Source organism: Streptacidiphilus sp. EB103A (assembly GCF_041261405.1).
Lineage (GTDB): Bacteria > Actinomycetota > Actinomycetes > Streptomycetales > Streptomycetaceae > Streptacidiphilus.
In genome coordinates this window covers 1-17,230 of record NZ_JBGCAQ010000012.1, presented here as the reverse complement: position 1 = coordinate 17,230, position 17,230 = coordinate 1, and the positions used below count along the sequence as shown (strand labels likewise).

At 70.6% G+C, this 17,230-nt stretch carries 13 protein-coding genes, 1 tRNA gene and 2 pseudogenes; 1 reads left to right on the top strand and 15 read right to left on the bottom strand.

Annotated elements, in window-relative coordinates:
* Nucleotides 1–45: 45 nt before the first annotated feature.
* From ABH941_RS20380 to ABH941_RS20320, 13 genes are all read right to left on the bottom strand, one after another.
* Complete coding sequence (locus ABH941_RS20380) at nt 46–804, bottom strand: protein-tyrosine-phosphatase (protein ID WP_370130846.1); 759 nt, start codon at nt 802–804, stop codon at nt 46–48.
* Nucleotides 801–1,448 carry an L-threonylcarbamoyladenylate synthase gene (locus ABH941_RS20375; protein ID WP_134000805.1) on the bottom strand — a complete coding sequence of 216 codons (648 nt, stop codon included), beginning with the start codon at nt 1,446–1,448 and terminating at the stop codon, nt 801–803. The genes ABH941_RS20380 and ABH941_RS20375 overlap by 4 nt, the downstream gene beginning before the upstream one ends.
* 76 nt (nt 1,449–1,524) lie before the next feature.
* Nucleotides 1,525–2,391 (bottom strand): peptide chain release factor N(5)-glutamine methyltransferase, encoded by an 867-nt coding sequence (gene prmC / locus ABH941_RS20370; RefSeq protein WP_370130845.1) that lies wholly within the window; start codon nt 2,389–2,391, stop codon nt 1,525–1,527.
* A gap of 41 nt (nt 2,392–2,432) precedes the next feature.
* Nucleotides 2,433–3,512 (bottom strand): peptide chain release factor 1, encoded by a 1,080-nt coding sequence (gene prfA / locus ABH941_RS20365; RefSeq protein WP_370130844.1) that lies wholly within the window; start codon nt 3,510–3,512, stop codon nt 2,433–2,435.
* Between the two features lie 129 nt (nt 3,513–3,641).
* Entirely contained in the window at nt 3,642–3,866 is a 225-nt protein-coding gene (gene rpmE, locus ABH941_RS20360; RefSeq protein ID WP_030257258.1) for a 50S ribosomal protein L31, read from the bottom strand.
* A 269-nt stretch (nt 3,867–4,135) separates the two neighbouring features.
* On the bottom strand, nt 4,136–5,209 hold the full coding sequence (locus tag ABH941_RS20355; protein WP_370130843.1) for an LCP family protein: 1,074 nt from the start codon (nt 5,207–5,209) through the stop codon (nt 4,136–4,138).
* Between the two features lie 101 nt (nt 5,210–5,310).
* A complete protein-coding gene (gene rho / locus ABH941_RS20350) occupies nt 5,311–7,473 on the bottom strand; it encodes a transcription termination factor Rho (protein WP_370130842.1) in 2,163 nt (720 codons plus the stop codon).
* Between the two features lie 546 nt (nt 7,474–8,019).
* Complete coding sequence (gene thrB / locus ABH941_RS20345; RefSeq protein WP_370130841.1) at nt 8,020–8,940, bottom strand: homoserine kinase; 921 nt, start codon at nt 8,938–8,940, stop codon at nt 8,020–8,022.
* A 274-nt stretch (nt 8,941–9,214) separates the two neighbouring features.
* The gene (gene thrC, locus ABH941_RS20340) at nt 9,215–10,300 is read right to left on the bottom strand and encodes a threonine synthase (RefSeq protein WP_370130840.1); all 1,086 of its coding nucleotides are present in this window, start codon (nt 10,298–10,300) and stop codon (nt 9,215–9,217) included.
* Nucleotides 10,301–10,306: 6 nt separating this feature from the next.
* Nucleotides 10,307–11,599 (bottom strand): homoserine dehydrogenase, encoded by a 1,293-nt coding sequence (locus ABH941_RS20335; RefSeq protein WP_370130839.1) that lies wholly within the window; start codon nt 11,597–11,599, stop codon nt 10,307–10,309.
* Nucleotides 11,600–11,731: 132 nt separating this feature from the next.
* On the bottom strand, nt 11,732–13,123 hold the full coding sequence (gene lysA / locus ABH941_RS20330; RefSeq protein ID WP_370130838.1) for a diaminopimelate decarboxylase: 1,392 nt from the start codon (nt 13,121–13,123) through the stop codon (nt 11,732–11,734).
* A gap of 89 nt (nt 13,124–13,212) precedes the next feature.
* A complete protein-coding gene (gene argS, locus ABH941_RS20325) occupies nt 13,213–14,874 on the bottom strand; it encodes an arginine--tRNA ligase (RefSeq protein ID WP_370130837.1) in 1,662 nt (553 codons plus the stop codon).
* Nucleotides 14,875–14,940: 66 nt separating this feature from the next.
* Nucleotides 14,941–15,345: a response regulator gene (locus ABH941_RS20320; RefSeq protein ID WP_370131025.1), complete on the bottom strand. Its 405-nt coding sequence runs from the start codon at nt 15,343–15,345 to the stop codon at nt 14,941–14,943.
* Nucleotides 15,346–15,505: 160 nt separating this feature from the next.
* Between ABH941_RS20320 and ABH941_RS20315 the strand changes: the two genes are divergently transcribed.
* Nucleotides 15,506–15,577: transfer RNA gene (locus ABH941_RS20315), tRNA-Arg, on the top strand.
* A 537-nt stretch (nt 15,578–16,114) separates the two neighbouring features.
* Here ABH941_RS20315 and ABH941_RS20310 read toward each other — a convergent pair.
* Nucleotides 16,115–16,900, bottom strand: a pseudogene (locus ABH941_RS20310) (hypothetical protein); the annotation flags it as partial.
* 40 nt (nt 16,901–16,940) lie between these two features.
* Nucleotides 16,941–17,126, bottom strand: a pseudogene (locus ABH941_RS20305) (transposase); the annotation flags it as partial.
* Nucleotides 17,127–17,230: the final 104 nt, after the last annotated feature.

The following is a 17,230-nucleotide window of genomic DNA, read 5'->3' as shown; positions in this document are numbered from 1 at the left end:
GGCGGGGTGCGGCGATGCGCTCTGCGGAATCGTTCCGCCGGACGGCTAGACGGTCACCCGGGCCACGCCCGTCAGCGCCGTCACGATGGGGTCCAGGGCGTCGAAGATCTCCTCGCCGCAGTTGCGGAACATCCCCAGCGGCGCGCCGTAGGGGTCGTCCACCTCGTCCGCCTCCGGGGTCGCCGCCAGCAGCCAGCCGCGCAGCGCAGCGGCGGCCCGGACCAGCACCCGGGCGCGTTCCGCCACCTCGGCCGGGGACTCGGCGGCCTCCGGCAGCGTGGCCGGGTCTATCGCCTTCACCAGGCGGGTGAACTCCTTCAGGGTGAAGGTGCGCAGTCCGGCCGCGTGGCCCATCGAGATGACCTGGGCCCGGTGGTCCCGGGTCGCGGTCAGCACCAGGTCCGCCCCGATCACATGCTCGTCCAGCAGCTCCCGGCCCACGAACCCGCCCGAGTCGGCGCCGTACTCGACCAGCACCTCGGCCGCGTTGGACTCCATCGGCGCGCCCTCGTGCCCCCAGGTGCCCGCGCTCTCGACCAGGATGTCGCCGGCCCGGGAGCCGAGCCGGTCGGTCAGCTCGTGCCGGGTCAGCCGCTCGGCGATCGGCGAGCGGCAGACATTGCCGGTGCAGACATAGAGGATCTTGAAAGCCCCGTGCCGGGGTTCCGCGCCGCCGTAGTAGGGCCGGGGCACCGGCCGCCCCGACCGGGTGGCCAGGGGCATGACGGCGCCCGCCGCGGCCCCGCGCAGGGACCCGGCTCCGGCATGGTCGGCCCAGGGGCCGACCGCTCGGACATCGGTCAACTGCCGGCCTCCAGGTCCGGTACCACCTCGCGGAGCTGGGCAGCGGTGATCGCGCCCTCCCGCAGCAGCACCGGGGTCTTCCCGGTGACGTCGACGATCGACGAGGCGACCGCGTGGTCCGCCGTCCCGCCGTCCAGGTAGATCGACACGCTGTCGCCCAGCTGGCGCTGCGCCTCGTCGCAGTCGGCCGGCGGCGTGCCGCCGGTGAGGTTGGCGCTGGAGACGGCCAGCGGTCCGGTGGTGTTGAGCAGCTCGATGGCCACCGGGTGCAGCGGCATCCGCACCGCCACGCTGCCCCGGGTGTCGCCCAGGTCCCAGCGCAGCGAGGGCTGGTGCCGGGTGACCAGGGTCAGGCCGCCGGGCCAGAAGGCGTCGACCAGCTCCCAGGCCGACTCGGAGAAGTCGCTGACCAGGCCGTGCAGCGTGGTCGGCGAGCCGACCAGCACCGGGGTGGGCATATTGCGGCCGCGGCCCTTGGCGGCCAGCAGGTCGGCGACGGCCTCCGGCTTGAAGGCGTCCGCGCCGATCCCGTACAGGGTGTCCGTGGGCAGCACGACGAGCTCGCCGCGCCTGATCGCGGACGCGGCCTCACGCAGACCGGCGGCGCGGTCGCTCGGATCGGCACAGTCGTAGCGGCGGCTCATCGGTGCAGGCCCCTTCCCTGGGACGGCGAAGACGTGATGCGGGTACTGGTGATGACGGTCGTGACGGCGGCAGGGTTCACGGCGCGGCCCTGCGGGCGGTGGCGAAACGGGGTCGGTTGTTGAGGTCGCGGTGGTCCGCGGCGTCCGTCCAGCCGGACTCCTCGCGGAAGATCCACGGCACCAGCCCGCCCTGGGTGTCGGCGTGCTCGATCACCACGACACCGCCGGGCCGCAGCAGCCGGGCCGCGACCTTCTCGATGCCACGGATGGTGTCGAGACCGTCCTCGCCGGAGAACAGCGCCAGCTGCGGGTCGTGGTCCCGGGCCTCGGGTGCGACGTACTCCCACTCCGTCAGCGGGATGTACGGCGGGTTGCTGATCACCAGGTCGAAGCGGCCGTGCAGCTCGGGCTGGTCCTCGAACGCCCTGGTGGCGTCCGCCTGGACCAGGCTGATCCGGGGCGCGTCCGGGCTGGCGTCGACGTTGCGGCGGGCCCAGGCGTAGGCCTCCTCCGACAGCTCGACGGCGTGCACCCGGCTCCGCGGCACCTCCTGGGCCAGCGCCAGGGCGATCGCGCCCGAGCCCGTGCACAGGTCGACCACCAGCGGCTCGGCGACGTCCATGGAGCGCAGCGCGTCTATCGCCCAGCCGACCACCGACTCGGTCTCCGGCCTGGGCACGAAGACGCCGGGGCCGACCTGCAGCTCCAGATAGCGGAAGAAGGCCCGCCCGGTGATGTGCTGGAGCGGTTCACGGGCCTCGCGCCGGGAGATGACCTCCCAGTATCGGGCGTCGAAGTCGCTGTCGGCGACGTTGTGCAGTTCCCCCCGCTTGACCTCGTGGACGTACGCGGCCAGCTCCTCGGCGTCGAACCGGGGCGAGGGCACGCCCGCGGCGGCCAATCGCTGGGTGGCCTGGGCCACCTCGGCGAGCAGCAGGTTCACGTCAGTCCTCCTGTCAGGGGGTCCGGAGGGATGGGCAGGAGTCAGCCGTTCTGAGCCGCGGCCTCGAGCCGCGCCGCCGCGTCGGCGTCCACCGCCGACTGGATCAGCGCGTCGAGCTCGCCGCCCAGCACCTGGTCCAAGTTGTACGCCTTGAAGCCGGTGCGGTGGTCCGAGATGCGGTTCTCGGGGAAGTTGTAGGTGCGGATGCGCTCCGAACGGTCCACCGTGCGGACCTGGCTGCGGCGCGCGTCGCTGGCCTCCTGGTCGGCCTCCTCCTGGGCTGCGGCCAGGACGCGGGAGCGCAGGATGCGCATGGCCGCCTCCTTGTTCTGCAGCTGGCTCTTCTGGTTCTGGCAGGAGGCGACGATACCGGTGGGCAGGTGGGTGATCCGCACCGCCGAGTCGGTGGTGTTGACCGACTGGCCGCCGGGGCCCGAGGAGCGGTACACGTCGATGCGCAGGTCGTTGGCGTTGATCTCGACCTCGACGTCCTCCGCCTCGGGGGTGACCAGCACGCCGGCCGCCGAGGTGTGGATCCGGCCCTGCGACTCGGTGGCGGGCACCCGCTGCACCCGGTGCACCCCGCCCTCGTACTTCAGCCGGGCCCAGACGCCCTGGCCGGGCTCGGCGCCGGCCCGCGCCTTCACCGCGACCTGGACGTCCTTGTAGCCGCCGAGGTCGGACTCGTTGGAGTCGATGATCTCGGTCTTCCAGCCGACCTTCTCGGCGTAGCGCAGGTACATCCGCAGCAGGTCGCCGGCGAACAGCGCGGACTCCTCGCCGCCCTCGCCGGCCTTGACCTCCAGCAGGACGTCCTTGTCGTCGTTGGGGTCGCGCGGGACCAGCAGCAGCCGGAGCGCCTCGGTCAGCTCCTCGCGGCGGTGCTCCAGCTGCTTGATCTCGGCGTAGAAGTCCGGGTCGTCGTCGGCGAGCTCGCGCGCGGTCTCGATGTCCTCGCCGGTCTGCCGCCACTGGCGGTAGGTGGCGGTGATCGGGGTGAGCTCGGCGTAGCGCTTGGAGAGGCGGCGCGCCTCGGCCTGGTCCGCGTGGACCGCCGGATCAGCCAGCCGTTCCTCGAGAACCGCGTGCTCGCTCAGGAGCTCCTCGACTGCCTCGAACATGGGGCTGCGCCTTCTTCCGACGTGCGTGACGACAAGTGGGTGGGGTGGGTCAGGGCTGGGCCCAACGCGAACGGCGCCGACCGGGTGCCCCCCGTTTCGGGAGGGCATCCGGTCGGCGCCGACAGGTCGCTAGCCCTGCTTGGCGGCGTGCTTCTTGCCGAAGCGGGCCTCGAAGCGGGCCACGCGGCCACCCGTGTCCATGAGCTTCTGCTTGCCGGTGTAGAAGGGGTGGCAGTTGGAGCAGATCTCAGCGCGCATGACGCCGGAGGGCTCGGTGCTGCGGGTGGTGAACTCGTTGCCACAGGTGCAGGTGACCTGGGTGACCACGTAGGTCGGGTGGATCTCGGGCTTCAAGGGGTGCTCCTAGCTTCGGGAGGGCTCCGGGTCGAACGGCGGGCTGCCGTCCGTGAACCGGGACCGACGTACCAGTCTGCCAGCACTGGCCGCATCTCCCAAAACCGAGGACGGTCAGCAGGTATTCCTGCTAGGTCCAGACCGTAGGGGGCTGGTCGCGCAGTTCCCCGCGCCCCTGACAGTGCAACTCGCTCACAGCGGTTCAGTTGCAGCCCCCCAGGGGCGCGGGGAACTGCGCGACAAGCCAGGCACACGCCGCAGCCGAAAAGCTACCCCGCCGACGCGCTGGTCGACGTTGCTGGGTCCGCGCTCTGCAACGCAGTTACCGACTTCGGCACCGCCGCGTCGTCCTTCAGCGCCGCCCAAAGCTCCGTGGCCTGCGGTTCCAGCGCCACCACCCGGTTGGGATCGCTGGGCGCGGTGGTGTTGGGCATCGTCACCGCGGTGATCTCGGAGGACTTGACGGACTTCATGCTCTCGGCGAAGGAGACCAGCGAGGCGACCGAGCCGAGGTCACTGTCGGTCGTGATCGCACTTGTCGCGGTGGAGGCGAGTTCGTAGAGCTTCACTGGGTCGGTGAGCAGTCCGAGGTTCTGTACCTGGGCCATGAGCGACTTGACGAACTGCTGCTGCAGCTCGATCCGCCCCAGGTCGCTGCCGTCGCCGACGCCGTGCCGGGTCCGCACGAACTCCAGGGCCTGGGTGCCGGTCAGCTTGTGAGTGCCGGCCTTGAGGTGCAGCCCGCTGTCCGTGTCGTTGATGTCCACGGTGGTGGTGACGGTGACCCCGCCCAGCGCGTCGACCAGCTTGGCGAAGCCCTGGAAGTCGACCTCGACGTAGTGGTCCATCCGCAGGCCGGTCATCGACTCCACGGTCTTCACCGCGCAGGTCGCGCCGCCGACCTCGTAGGCGGTGTTGAACATCACGCCGGTGGCCCCGGCCTTGGTACCGCAGGCGGGACGGGTGACCAGGGTGTCCCGGGGGATGCTGACCACGTCGGCGTGGGTGTGCGCCTCATTGACGTGGATGACCATCGCGGTGTCGGAGCGCGCCGTCCCGTCGTCCGCGCCGCCGGCCAGCTTGCCGTTTCCGCCGGAGCGCGAGTCGGATCCCAGGATCAGGATGTTCGTGGCACCGGTGCTGCTCGCGGCCGGGCGGTCGGTGCCCAGCGCGGCGTTGATGTCCACCGTCTTGATGTTGCTGTTGAGCTTCCAGTACAGATAGCCGCCCGTGCCGCCGCAGATCACCAGGACAGCCGCGGTCGCCCAGGCCAGCAGAGTCAGCACGCGCCTCCGTGAGCGCGGGAGCTTGTGCTGCGGCATTTCGTTCGACTTGTCCTCCATGTCCCAAACAGTAAACGCCCAGTCTGAGAACCACTCTCACAAAGCCGCCGCCCCGGGTACCTGACCCGGGGCGGCGGTGTCGCCTGCACGAGCGGACGCGATCAGTCCTGACCCGGCGTCGTCTTGGCGATCTGCATCAGGAACTCGGCGTTGCTCTTGGTCTGCTTCATCTTGTCCAGGAGCAGCTCGATGGCCTGCTGCGAGTCCAGCGCGTGCAGCACCCGGCGGAGCTTCCAGGTGATCGCCAGCTCCTCGGAGCCGAGCAGGATCTCCTCCTTGCGGGTGCTGGACGCGTCCACGTCCACCGCCGGGAAGATCCGCTTGTCGGCGAGCTTGCGGTCGAGCTTGAGCTCCATGTTGCCGGTGCCTTTGAACTCCTCGAAGATCACGTCGTCCATCCGCGAGCCGGTGTCGACCAGCGCGGTGGCGATGATGGTCAGCGAGCCGCCGTTCTCGATGTTGCGCGCGGCGCCGAAGAACTTCTTCGGCGGGTAGAGCGCGGTCGAGTCGACACCACCGGACAGGATGCGTCCGGAGGTCGGCGCCGCCAGGTTGTAGGCGCGGCCCAGGCGGGTGATGGAGTCCAGCAGCACCACCACGTCGTGGCCCAGCTCCACCAGGCGCTTGGCGCGCTCGATGGCCAGCTCGGCGACGGTGGTGTGGTCCTCGGCAGGACGGTCGAAGGTCGAGGAGATGACCTCGCCCTTGACCGAGCGCTGCATGTCGGTGACCTCTTCCGGACGCTCGTCGACCAGGACGACCATCAGGTGGCACTCGGGGTTGTTGTGGGTGATCGCGTTGGCGATCGCCTGCATGATCATCGTCTTGCCGGTCTTCGGCTGGGCGACGATCAGACCGCGCTGGCCCTTGCCGATCGGCGCGACCAGGTCGATGATCCGGGTGGTCAGCACGCCGGGGTCGGTCTCCAGGCGGAGCCGTTCCTGCGGGTACAGCGGGGTGAGCTTGTTGAACTCCGGACGGTTGCGGCCGTTGTCGGGCTCGCTGCCGTTCACCGAGTCCAGCCGGACCAGCGCGTTGAACTTCTCGCGGCGCTCGCCGTCCTTGGGCTGGCGCACCGCGCCGGTGATCGCGTCACCCTTGCGCAGGCCGTTCTTGCGGACCTGGGCCAGGGACACGTACACGTCATTGGGACCGGACAGGTAGCCCGAGGTCCGGACGAAGGCGTAGTTGTCCAGGATGTCCAGGATGCCCGCGACCGGGATCAGCACATCGTCGTCGTTGACCTGCGGCTCGGCCGGGCCCTCGAAGCCGTCGCGGCGGTTGCGGCGGTTGCGGTCGCGGTAGCGCCCTCGGCGGCGGCCGCCACCGAACTCGTCGTCCTCGGGGAAGCTGTTCTGGTTGTTCTGGCCCTGACCCTGGTTCTGCCCCTGACCCTGGCCCTGCTGGCGGCCCTGGCCCTGGCCGTCCTGGCCCTGGTTGCCGCCGCGGTCGCGGTCCCGGCGGTTGCGGCGCTCGCTGCGGTCGTTGTTGCCACCGCGGTCGTTGCTGTTGCCGCGGTCGCGGCGGCCCTCGCCGCCCTCGGCGTCGGCGGCGATCGGAGCGGCGTCCTGCTGGCCCTGCTGGCCCTGCTGACCGCGCTCGCGGCGCTCCCTGCGGTCCCGGCGGCCCTCGCGGCCGTCCCGGCCGTCGGTGCCGTCGCCACGGCCCTGCTCGGGCTGCTCCTGGACCTGGCGCTCGCGCACCTCGGTCGCGACCGACACCGGGGCGGCGACCGGCTCGGCAGCGGCCGGCATCTCCTCCGGGGCACCCGTGAGCGAGGTGACCGGAGCGGTGGCACGGCGGCTGCGGCGCGGGGCGCGCTCCGCGGGGGCGCTGTCGCCCGCGGTCTGGACCGGGATGTCGATCTGCTGCTGCTCGGCCACGGCGCTGTCGACGGCGCGATCGGCCGCGCGGGAGCGGGCGGTGCGGCGCGCGGGGGCGGCCGGGGTCTCCTCGGCGGCGGGCGCGGCGGCAGCGGTGGTCTTCGCGACGCGGGTGGTGCGCTTCGCGGGGGCCGCGTCCGAGGAGGCGGCGAGCAGCGGGTCCCCGCCGCTCTTCGCCTTGATGGCGTCGATCAGGTCGCTCTTGCGCATCCGGCCGGTGCCGCTGATGCCAAGGCCGGTGGCGAGCTGCTGGAGCTCGGCGAGCACCATGGCGTTGAGCCCGGTGCCCGTGGTCCGACGGCGCTTCGGCGCGGGGGCCGCAGTGGCGTCCGACGCCTCGGCGTCCGGGCGCACGCCCATCAGATCGGTGGTGTCGCTCACGAAGGGTCCTTCCCTGGAGCGGACGTCGGCCTGTCTGGCTCGGCGACCGGTTGTGCTGTCCGTCGCTGCGCTCGTTTTCGCAGTGGCGGGGCGGTGGTCCGCCGGATGGCGGGTCATACGAACGTGCGGTGTCCCACATGGCGAAGCACACCGCTTCCCGGGCCCCCGTCGCGTGTCACGACTTTCCCTGCCCTGGTCCGCAGGATTGGCACGGCTGCGCGAAATCTGCAGGCCATGTGCGTCACATGCGGGACTGGGGCACCGACACGGCTTCGGGATGCGGTCACACTTGCGCAGGCAGGCTGCGTACGCGCTGTGGCGGGCTCCCGGAGAATTGCTGCCCCGGAACGGTCACTCCGCGGAACGGAGAGGACCGGGATCGGGACGCGGCGCACCGGGCCCCGTAGGGCGCCTGGTGCAGACATGAGATTAACACTACTGGACCCAACAAACATTCCCCCACTGTGTGTCTGTCAATCGTGTCCCCTGTCTCACCCTTCGGTACACCCCCGCCCGGCCCGCAATCACTGGGCACGCGGGTGCATCTCAGCCGGACAGGGGCAGTACACAGGCCCCTTCGAGGTCCAGGGCCAGTCGGTGGGCGGCCCAGTCCGGGCCGGCCTCCCCGAGCGCCTTCTCGGCCGTCGCCTCGTCGGTCAGGGCCAGCACGGTGGGCCCGGCGCCGGAGATGACGGCGGCGACGCCCTGCGAGCGCAGCACCGCGACCAGAATGGCGCTCTCCGGCATGGCCGGGGTGCGGTAGTCCTGGTGCAGCCGGTCCTCGGTGGCGGGCAGCAGCAGGTCGGGGCGGTGCGTGACCGCTTCGACCAGCAGCGCCGCGCGGCCGACGTTGGCGGCGGCGTCGGCATGCGGGACGGTCGCCGGCAGCAGCCCTCGGGCGACCTCGGTCAGCACCGGGTTCGACGGGACGAACACCAGCGGCACGACGTCGGGCGAGGGCGCGAGGGTGATCGCGCGGGCCTCGTCCCCGGACTCGGTCCAGGCGATGGTGAAGCCGCCGAGGATGCAGGCCGCGACGTTGTCGGGGTGACCCTCGATCTCCGAGGCGAGCGCGAGAACCGCTGCGTCGTCCAGGAGTTCAGGTCCGCCGACGGTGACGGCGCGGGCGGCGGTGATGCCCGCGACGATGGCCGCGGACGAGGAGCCCAGGCCGCGGCCGTGCGGTATCCGGTTGGCACAGACGACCTCCAGGCCGCGGGGCTGGCCGCCGAGACGGTCGAAGGCGGCGCGCATCGAACGCACCACGAGGTGGCGCTCGTCGCGGGCCAGGGTGTCGGCGCCCTCACCGGCGATGTCCACGTGCAGGCCGCTGTCGGAGACGCGGACCACGACGTCGTCGTAGAGGCCCAGCGCGAGGCCGAACGCGTCGAATCCGGGCCCCAGGTTGGCACTGGTGGCGGGGACGCGGACGCGGGTCGCCGCTGCGCGGAAGGCGGGGGCTGGCATCGCTGTCGCTCCTGGAATGTTCTCGCCTGGGGCGGGGAGCCTTCAGCGTATCGAAGATGCGTTCACCGTTGGTACTGGGCGGGGGCGCGTTGCGGGTGAACCCCGGCGCGGGGTTGCTGTTCGCGCCTGCAGTTAATCAAGCAGAGCCCCGCGCCCCTAAGGCTGACAGGCGGCGCCGCCGCCTCCACCTTCAGGGGCGCGGGGAACTGCGCGAGCAACCGCCGCAGACGTGCACCCTCCGCAGAGGGCAATCCCGCGCCCCGGGTGGGGAACGTTAAAGCAACCCCAGCCGCTCCGCGGCAGCAGCGGCGTCGATGGGGATCGTCACAGGCTGCGGGGCCCCCGCGACTGCCCAGTCGGGGTCCTTGAGCCCGTTCCCGGTGACCGTGCAGACGATCTTCTGTCCGGGATCGACCAGCCCCTGGTCCGCCGCATGGAGCAGCCCCGCGACACTCGCGGCCGAGGCCGGCTCCACGAACACTCCCTCACGCGCCGCCAGAAGCCGGTAAGCCGCCAGGATCTGACGGTCCGTGACCTTGTCGATGAGCCCGCCGGACTCGTCCCGCGCGGCCAGCGCGAAGTCCCAGGAGGCCGGATTGCCGATCCGGATCGCGGTGGCGATCGTCTGCGGCTTGAGGACCGGGGCGCCGTCCACGATCGGGGCGGAGCCGGAGGCCTGGAAGCCCCACATGCGCGGGTTGTGGGTGGAGAGGCCGTCCTTGGAGTACTCCTGGTAGCCCTTCCAGTAGGCGGTGATGTTGCCCGCGTTGCCTACCGGGAGGACATGGATGTCCGGCGCGTCGCCCAGCATGTCGACGATCTCGAAGGCCGCGGTCTTCTGGCCCTCGATGCGGACCGGGTTCACCGAGTTGACCAGGGCCACCGGGTACTTGTCGGAGAGGTCCCGGGCCAGCGTCAGGCAGTCGTCGAAGTTGCCGTCCACCTGGAGGATCTTCGCGCCGTGGATCAGCGCCTGGCCCATCTTGCCGAGGGCGATCTTGCCCTGCGGCACCAGCACCGCGCACACCATCCCGGCGCGGACCGCGTACGCCGCCGCGGAGGCGGAGGTGTTGCCGGTGGAGGCGCAGATGACCGCCTGGGCGCCCTCCTCGGCGGCCCGGGAGATGGCCATGGTCATGCCGCGGTCCTTGAAGGAGCCGGTCGGGTTGGCGCCTTCGACCTTCAGATAGACCTCGCAGCCGGTGCGCTCGGACAGCAGCTGGGCCGGGACCAGGGGCGTACCGCCCTCGAGCAGGGTGACGACGGGCGTGGCGTCCGTGACCGGGAGGCGGTCCCGGTACTCGTGGATGAGGCCACGCCACTGGTGGGTACGGCTACTGGTGGCTGCGCTGTTTCGCATAGTGGGTTACTCCCCTTCGACACGCATGATGCTGGCCACGCCGCGGACGTTGTCCAGTGTGCGCAGTTCGGAGACCGTAGCGGACAGCGCGGCGTCGGTGGCGCGGTGGGTGACTACGACCAGTGAGGCGTCGCCCTCCCGGCCCTGCTGGCGGACGGTGTCGATGGACACGCCGTGCTCGGCGAAGACGGTGGCGACCTGGGCGAGGACGCCTGCCTTGTCGGCGACGTCGAGGCTGACGTGGTAGCGGGTGACCACGTCGTCCATGGGGTTCACGGTGAGCTGAGCGTACGCCGACTCGCCCGGGCCGGTGGCATCGCCCAGCTTGTTGCGACACACGGCGACCAGGTCGCCGAGGACCGCGCTGGCGGTCGGGGCGCCGCCGGCGCCGGGGCCGTAGAACATCAACTGTCCTGCGGCGTCCGCCTCCACGAAGACGGCGTTGTAGGCGCCGCGGACGTTGGCGAGGGGGTGCGTGAGCGGGATCATCGCCGGGTGGACCCGGGCCGTGACCGACTCGGTGCCGTCGGCCGAGGCGCTGCGTTCGCAGATGGCGAGGAGCTTGACCACGCTGTTCATCGCCTTGGCGCTGGCGATGTCGGCGGCGGTGACCTCGGTGATGCCCTCGCGGAAGACGTCCTCGGCGGTGACCCGGGTGTGGAAGGCGATCCCGGCCAGGATGGCGGCCTTGGCGGCGGCGTCGAAGCCCTCGACGTCCGCGGTGGGGTCGGCCTCGGCGTAGCCGAGGGCGGTGGCCTCCTCCAGCGCCTCGGAGTAGCCGGCGCCGGTGGAGTCCATCTTGTCGAGGATGAAGTTGGTGGTGCCGTTGACGATCCCGAGCACCCGGTTGACCTTGTCCCCGGCCAGGGACTCGCGCAGCGGGCGGATCAGCGGGATGGCGCCGGCCACGGCGGCCTCGTAGTAGAGGTCCACGCCGGCCTTGGCGGCCGCGCCGTGCAGGGCGGCGCCGTCCTCCGCGAGCAGGGCCTTGTTGGCGCTGACGACCGAGGCGCCGTGGTCGAAGGCGCTGAGGATCAGGCTGCGGGCGGGTTCGATGCCGCCGATCACCTCGACCACGACGTCGATGTCGCCGCGTTTCACCAGTTCGGCGGCGTCCGTGGTGACCAGGTGGTCGGGGATGCCGGGCCGGGGCCGGTTGGCCCGGCGCACGGCGACCCCGGCGAGCTCCACCGGGGCGCCGATGCGCGCGGCGAGGTCGGCGGCGTGCGTCGTCATGATGCGGGCCACTTCGGTGCCTACTACTCCGCAACCGAGGAGCGCTACCTTCAGTGTGCGCATCGTCCGACTCCGCTCTGCTGATCTCTGGTGAGTGTGAGTGTGATCTCTTGGGTGGTGCTGTCCTGTCCGGACAGTCTCAGGGACGGGACGGATAAATCTTCGTTCGTTCCATAGTCTGAGACTGGTATTTCATCAGCCGATATCGAGGCGCAGCAGATCTTCCTCCGTCTCACGGCGGACGATCACCCGGGCCCGACCGTCGGCCACGGCCACCACCGGCGGCTTGAGGGCGTGGTTGTAGTTGCTGGCCATGGAGCGGCAGTAGGCGCCGGTGGCCGGGACCGCGATCAGGTCGCCGGGGGCCAGGTCGGCGGGCAGGAAGGCGTCGCGGACGATGATGTCGCCCGACTCGCAGTGCTTGCCGACCACCCGGCTGAGCATCGGCTCGGCGCTGGAGGCGCGGGAGACCAGGGCGACGCTGTACTCGGCGTCGTAGAGGGCGGTGCGGATATTGTCCGACATGCCGCCGTCGACGCTGACATAGGTGCGCAGACCTTCGAGCGGCTTGACCGTGCCGACCTCGTACAGGGTGAACGCGGTGGGGCCGACGATGGCGCGGCCCGGCTCGACCGAGATCCGCGGCGGCGTGAGATCCGCCGCGGCGCACTCGCGCCGGACGATCTCGGTGAGCGCCGCGGCGATCTCGGCGGGCTCGCTGGGGTCGTCCTCGCTGGTGTAGGCGATGCCGAGGCCGCCGCCGAGGTCGATCTCGGGGAGCTCGACGCCGTGCTCGGCCTTGATCTCGGCCAGCAGGCCGACCACCCGGCGGGCGGCGACCTCGAAGCCGGCGGTGTCGAAGATCTGCGAACCGATGTGCGAGTGGATGCCGCGGAGCTCCAGGCCGTCCAGGGTCAGCGCGCGGCGGACCGCCTCGGCGGCGTGGCCGCCGGAGAGGGAGAGGCCGAACTTCTGGTCCTCGTGGGCGGTGGCGATGAACTCGTGGGTGTGCGCCTCGACGCCGACGGTGACCCGGATCAGGATCTGCTGGCGCACTCCCTGCTGCTGCGCGATCCAGGAGAGCCGGACCAGCTCGTCGTAGGAGTCCACCACGATGTGGCCGACCCCGGACTTCACCGCGTACTCCAGCTCGGCCTTGGACTTGTTGTTGCCGTGGAAGGCGATGCGCTCGGCCGGCATCCCGGCGGAGAGGGCGACGGTGAGCTCACCGCCGCTGCACACGTCCACGTTCAGGCCCTCCTCGTGCAGCCAGCGGACGACGGCCCGGGAGAGGAAGGCCTTGCCGGCGTAGTAGACGTCGGCGCCCGCGCCGAAGGCCTCGCGCCAGGCCCGGCAGCGGGCCCGGAAGTCCTGCTCGTCCATGAGGTAGGCGGGGGTGCCGAACTCCTCGGCGAGGTCCTGGACGTCGATCCCGCCGACGGTGACCGAGCCGCTGTCGGTGCGGCGCACCGTGGCGGACCAGACCTTGGGGTCGAGCAGGTTCAGGTCGGCCGGGGGCGCGGTGAAGTGACCCTCCGGCATGACGTCCCCGTGGCGCGGGCCGGCGGGGTGGGCGGAGCGGCTCATGTCTTCGTGTCTCCGAGTTCCGGGTTACCGGGATTCCGGGTGAGATGTGGCGAGGGGCGCGGGGTTCTCCCCCGCGCCCCTCGCCCGCCTCACATGCGTTCGGGGGCTGAGACGCCCAGCAGGGTCAGGCCGTTGGCGATCACCGTTCGGGTGGCCTCGACCAGCCAGAGGCGGGCGCGGTTCAGGTCGGTGACCTCGTCGTCACCGAAGGGCAGGACCCGGCACTGGTCGTTGAACCGGTGGTAGGAACCGGCCAACCCCTCCAGGTAGCGGGCGACGTGGTGCGGCTGGCGGAACTCGCCCGCCTTGGTCACGATCCGCGGGAACTCGGCCAGCTGACCGAGGAGTTCCTTCTCGGCCTCGTGGACCAGCAGTTCCGGTGTGAAGCCCTCGGCCGGTCCCTTGTCGAAGCCGAGCCCGGCGGCGTTGCGCTCGATCGAGCACATCCGGGAGTGCGCGTACTGCACGTAGTACACGTGGTTCTCGTTCGAGGTGCTGGTGAGCACGTCGATGTCGAGGGTGATGGTGGAGTCGGAGGGCGAGCGCGACAGCGTGTAGCGCGCGGCGTCCACGCCGATCCACTCGACGACGTCGTCGATGGTGATGATGTTGCCCGCACGCTTGGACATGCGGACCTCCTGGCCGTCCTTCAACATCTTCACGAACTGTCCGATGAGGACCTCGATGTTGACGCTCGGGTCGTCACCCGCGCAGGCGGCGATGGCCTTGAGCCGGTTGACGTAGCCGTGGTGGTCGGCGCCCAGCATGTAGACGTTGACGTCGAAGCCGCGGTCGCGCTTGCTGAGGTAGTACGCCGAGTCGGAGGCGAAGTAGGTGGTCTCGCCGTCCGCCTTGATCAGGACGCGGTCCTTGTCGTCGCCGAAGTCGGTGGTGCGCAGCCAGGTCGCACCGTCCTGCTCGAAGACATGGCCCTGCTCGCGCAGCCGCTCCACCGCCTTCTCGACGGCGCCGGAGTCGTGCAGCGACTTCTCGGAGAACCAGACGTCGAAGTGGACGCCGAACTCCACCATCGAGCGCTGGATCTCGGCGACCATCAGCCGCAGTCCCTCGGAGCGGAACCGCTCCAGTTGCTCGTCCTCGGGGAGGTAGAGGATGCCGGGGTTGACGGCGACGATGCTGGCGGCGATGTCGTTGATGTACTCGCCGACGTAACCGTCCTCGGGGACCGGCCGGTTGTTGGCGGCAGCGAGCAGCGAGCCGCCGAACTTGGAGATCTGCACGCCGGCGTCGTTGATGTAGTACTCGGTGCTGACCTCGGCTCCGGAGGCGCGGAGCACCCGGCCCAGCGAGTCGCCGAGGGCGGCCCAGCGGACGCCGCCGATATGGATCGGCCCGGTGGGGTTCGCGGACACGAACTCCAGGTTGATCCGGCGGCCCGCGAAGGAGTCGTTGTGGCCGTAGTCGGCGCCGGCCGCGACGATGGCACGGGCCAGCTCGCCCTGGGTGGCGGCGTCCAGGGTGATGTTCATGAAGCCGGGCCCGGCGATGTCGACCTTGGCGACCCCGGGCAGCGTTCGCAGGCGTGCGGCGACCAGCTCGGCCACTTGGCGCGGCGGCTGTCCGGCCGCCTTCGCCAGTTGGAGGGCCACATTGGTGGCGTAGTCGCCGTGGTCCCTGTTCTTGGGCCGCTCGACGGTCACCGTTTCGGGCACGGCGACGGCCAGCTCGCCCGCCTCAACGGCGGCACGAACCGCGGACTGGACTGCCTGGGAAAGCTCTGCGGGTGTCACAGGGGCAAGCCTAGGCGAGAAGGGCCCGTCGTCCTTCATCGCGCCTGGGGAGTGAGACGAAAATGTTCACTCTGAGCGAAATGCGGTCCGCGCCTCGGAGAGCCGCCGCACCAGGGCGATCAGCTCCATCGGCTCGAAGGGCTTCCCCAGGTACGCGTCCACCCCGACGGACTCCCCCCGCTCAAGATCCAGCTGGGTGCAGGCACTGACGATCGCGATCGGCAGCCCGCTCGTCAGCGGATCGGCCCGCAGCCGAGCCGCCGTCCGCAGCCCGTCCAGCCGGGGCATGACGACATCGAGGGTGATGACATCGGGCTGGACCGCGTGGACGATGTCCAGACACTCGGCACCGTCGGCCGCGGTCACGACCTCGAACCCCTCGAGTTCGAGATTGACCCTGATCAGATGACGGATCACCTCGCTGTCATCCACCACGAGGACCCGTCCCGACGAACCGGACACATCACTCAGGGTAGGCGGAGGCGTGACTCCCCGTCCCCGCTTTCCCCCATCCCGCCGCCACGGGCCGCCCTCGGCACCACCCCAGCCCCGACGCCGACACCACGACGGAAAACCTGTGCACGAGCACCTGGGCCGGGCTGGTAGTGTTCTGCACGTCGCAAGACAGTGCGCCCCCGTAGCTCAGGGGATAGAGCACCGCCCTCCGGAGGCGGGTGCGTAGGTTCGAATCCTACCGGGGGCACTCACTGCACTAAGAACGTGCAGGTCAGGCCGCACCAGGTCGCTGACTGGCAGTTCAGATGTTCTTGACAGCCGCAGCGGCCTTACGTGTTTTCGCAGGTCAGCGCACTGGTGTCAATGTGCGTAGGTTCATGCCCGGTAGGGCACTCAGAACCCGGGACCAGTTCGCCGCTTGGAGGCGTCTGCTCCTTCGTCGGTTCGAGGTCCGGCTGGTGCGCCGCCAACCACAGGACGGCCTCACGGATCGCGGCGTTCTGACGCCGCCGTAACGCCTCTCCGTCCGGGCCTGTGACCACGACATAGGACACGATCACCTTCAAGGGCCGATCCACCGGGCGATTCCTCTGCGGCTCCTTCGCCCCGCTCGCCTCTCCGCCCATGCCACCCCCACCCTGCGAGCCCACCAGACGAACTGTCTCCGTTCATCGTCTTCCAGCGACAAGGCCGACGACAGGGCGCGCGGAAGCGCATGGAGCGCCAGCTTGGGGCCCGTGCCCGCTCCCGCCATGCATCAATGCTAGTACTACAGCCGGTGGTTTCATGGTGAGTGAGCGCGGGCGGTTCGGGCGCGGTAGTGGCTGGTGCGGGCCCGGTCCTGGTGGCGGGTGCGCCAGCGGTGCCAGTGCATGGCCAGCCAGGTCCGGGCGGTGCGTACGGGGGCCAGGACGATGCGGTCGTACAGGCGGCGGATCTCGTTCACGGTCGGGGGCCGGGTGTCGGCGGTTGACGGGGTATTAGCCGGCTCCGGGCGGCGACCAGGAAGGCTATAGCGAGCATGCTCACGGTGGTGTGCCGGTACCACGAGCACCACTTGCGGACCTCGTGCTCGTCCAGTCCCACCTGGCCCTTGGCCACCGGGAAGGACTCCTCGACCATCCAGCGCTGTCCGGCGGCGGTCACCAGGGCGGCCAGGGTGGCGTCGGGGTCGGTGTGGCACAGGAAGTAGGCGACCTCGCGGACGAGTTCCCCGGTCCTCTTGTTCCTTGTTGGGCACGGTGGAGCGGCGGATCAGCAGGTGGCGCTGCAACTGCTGGCCTGTGGTTGCGAGTTGGACGATGGCCCAGTCGTATTCGCGTGGGCCCTTGGCGCCGTCGGCGCACGAGCGGCGCTCGAACACCTCCTCGGGCACGGCCGCGTACAGCTCGTGGGCCTGGCGGGTGCGCCCGTCCGGCAGGGGCAGGGCCTCGTGCTTGGGGATGGCCAGCACGCAGCGGATGCGGTGCTCCTCCAGCCAGGCGCGCAGGGCGCGGGACTGGCCGTAGACCTCGTCGGCCAGGAAGTAGTAGAACGGCACTCCGGCCTGCACAGCGCGTTGCAGCATGCGCCGGGCGTTCCGGCTTGCTGGCTACCTGCGTGGCGCGGGCGGGCGGGATACCCTGCTCGGCGCAGCGCTGTTCGTGGTCGGCGGTGGTGCCGGCCCAGTCCTTGCCGAGGTAGAGCTCGCGGTCGATCAGGGTGCGGCCCCGGCGCGACCCGTACGACAGGTGCATGCTGACCTGGGCATTCTCGATTCTGCCCGCAGTACCGGTGTACTGCCGCTGCACGCCGACACTCTTACGGCCTTATGTCGTCTGGTCAGTAATGCCGCGGGATACCTGCTGAGCCCGGATCCACCGGCTTGATTTCCGGGTGATCGTTTCGGGGGTCTTGCGGT

Excerpts from the sequence above, each read along its gene's own strand:
- ABH941_RS20375 (WP_134000805.1), bottom strand. The coding sequence starts at position 1,448 with ATGAGCCGCCGCTACGACTGTGCCGATCCGAGCGACCGCGCCGCCGGT.
- prfA (WP_370130844.1), bottom strand. The coding sequence starts at position 3,512 with ATGTTCGAGGCAGTCGAGGAGCTCCTGAGCGAGCACGCGGTTCTCGAG.
- ABH941_RS20355 (WP_370130843.1), bottom strand. The coding sequence starts at position 5,209 with ATGGAGGACAAGTCGAACGAAATGCCGCAGCACAAGCTCCCGCGCTCA.
- thrB (WP_370130841.1), bottom strand. The coding sequence starts at position 8,940 with ATGCCAGCCCCCGCCTTCCGCGCAGCGGCGACCCGCGTCCGCGTCCCC.
- thrC (WP_370130840.1), bottom strand. The coding sequence starts at position 10,300 with ATGCGAAACAGCGCAGCCACCAGTAGCCGTACCCACCAGTGGCGTGGC.
- ABH941_RS20335 (WP_370130839.1), bottom strand. The coding sequence starts at position 11,599 with ATGCGCACACTGAAGGTAGCGCTCCTCGGTTGCGGAGTAGTAGGCACC.
- lysA (WP_370130838.1), bottom strand. The coding sequence starts at position 13,123 with ATGAGCCGCTCCGCCCACCCCGCCGGCCCGCGCCACGGGGACGTCATG.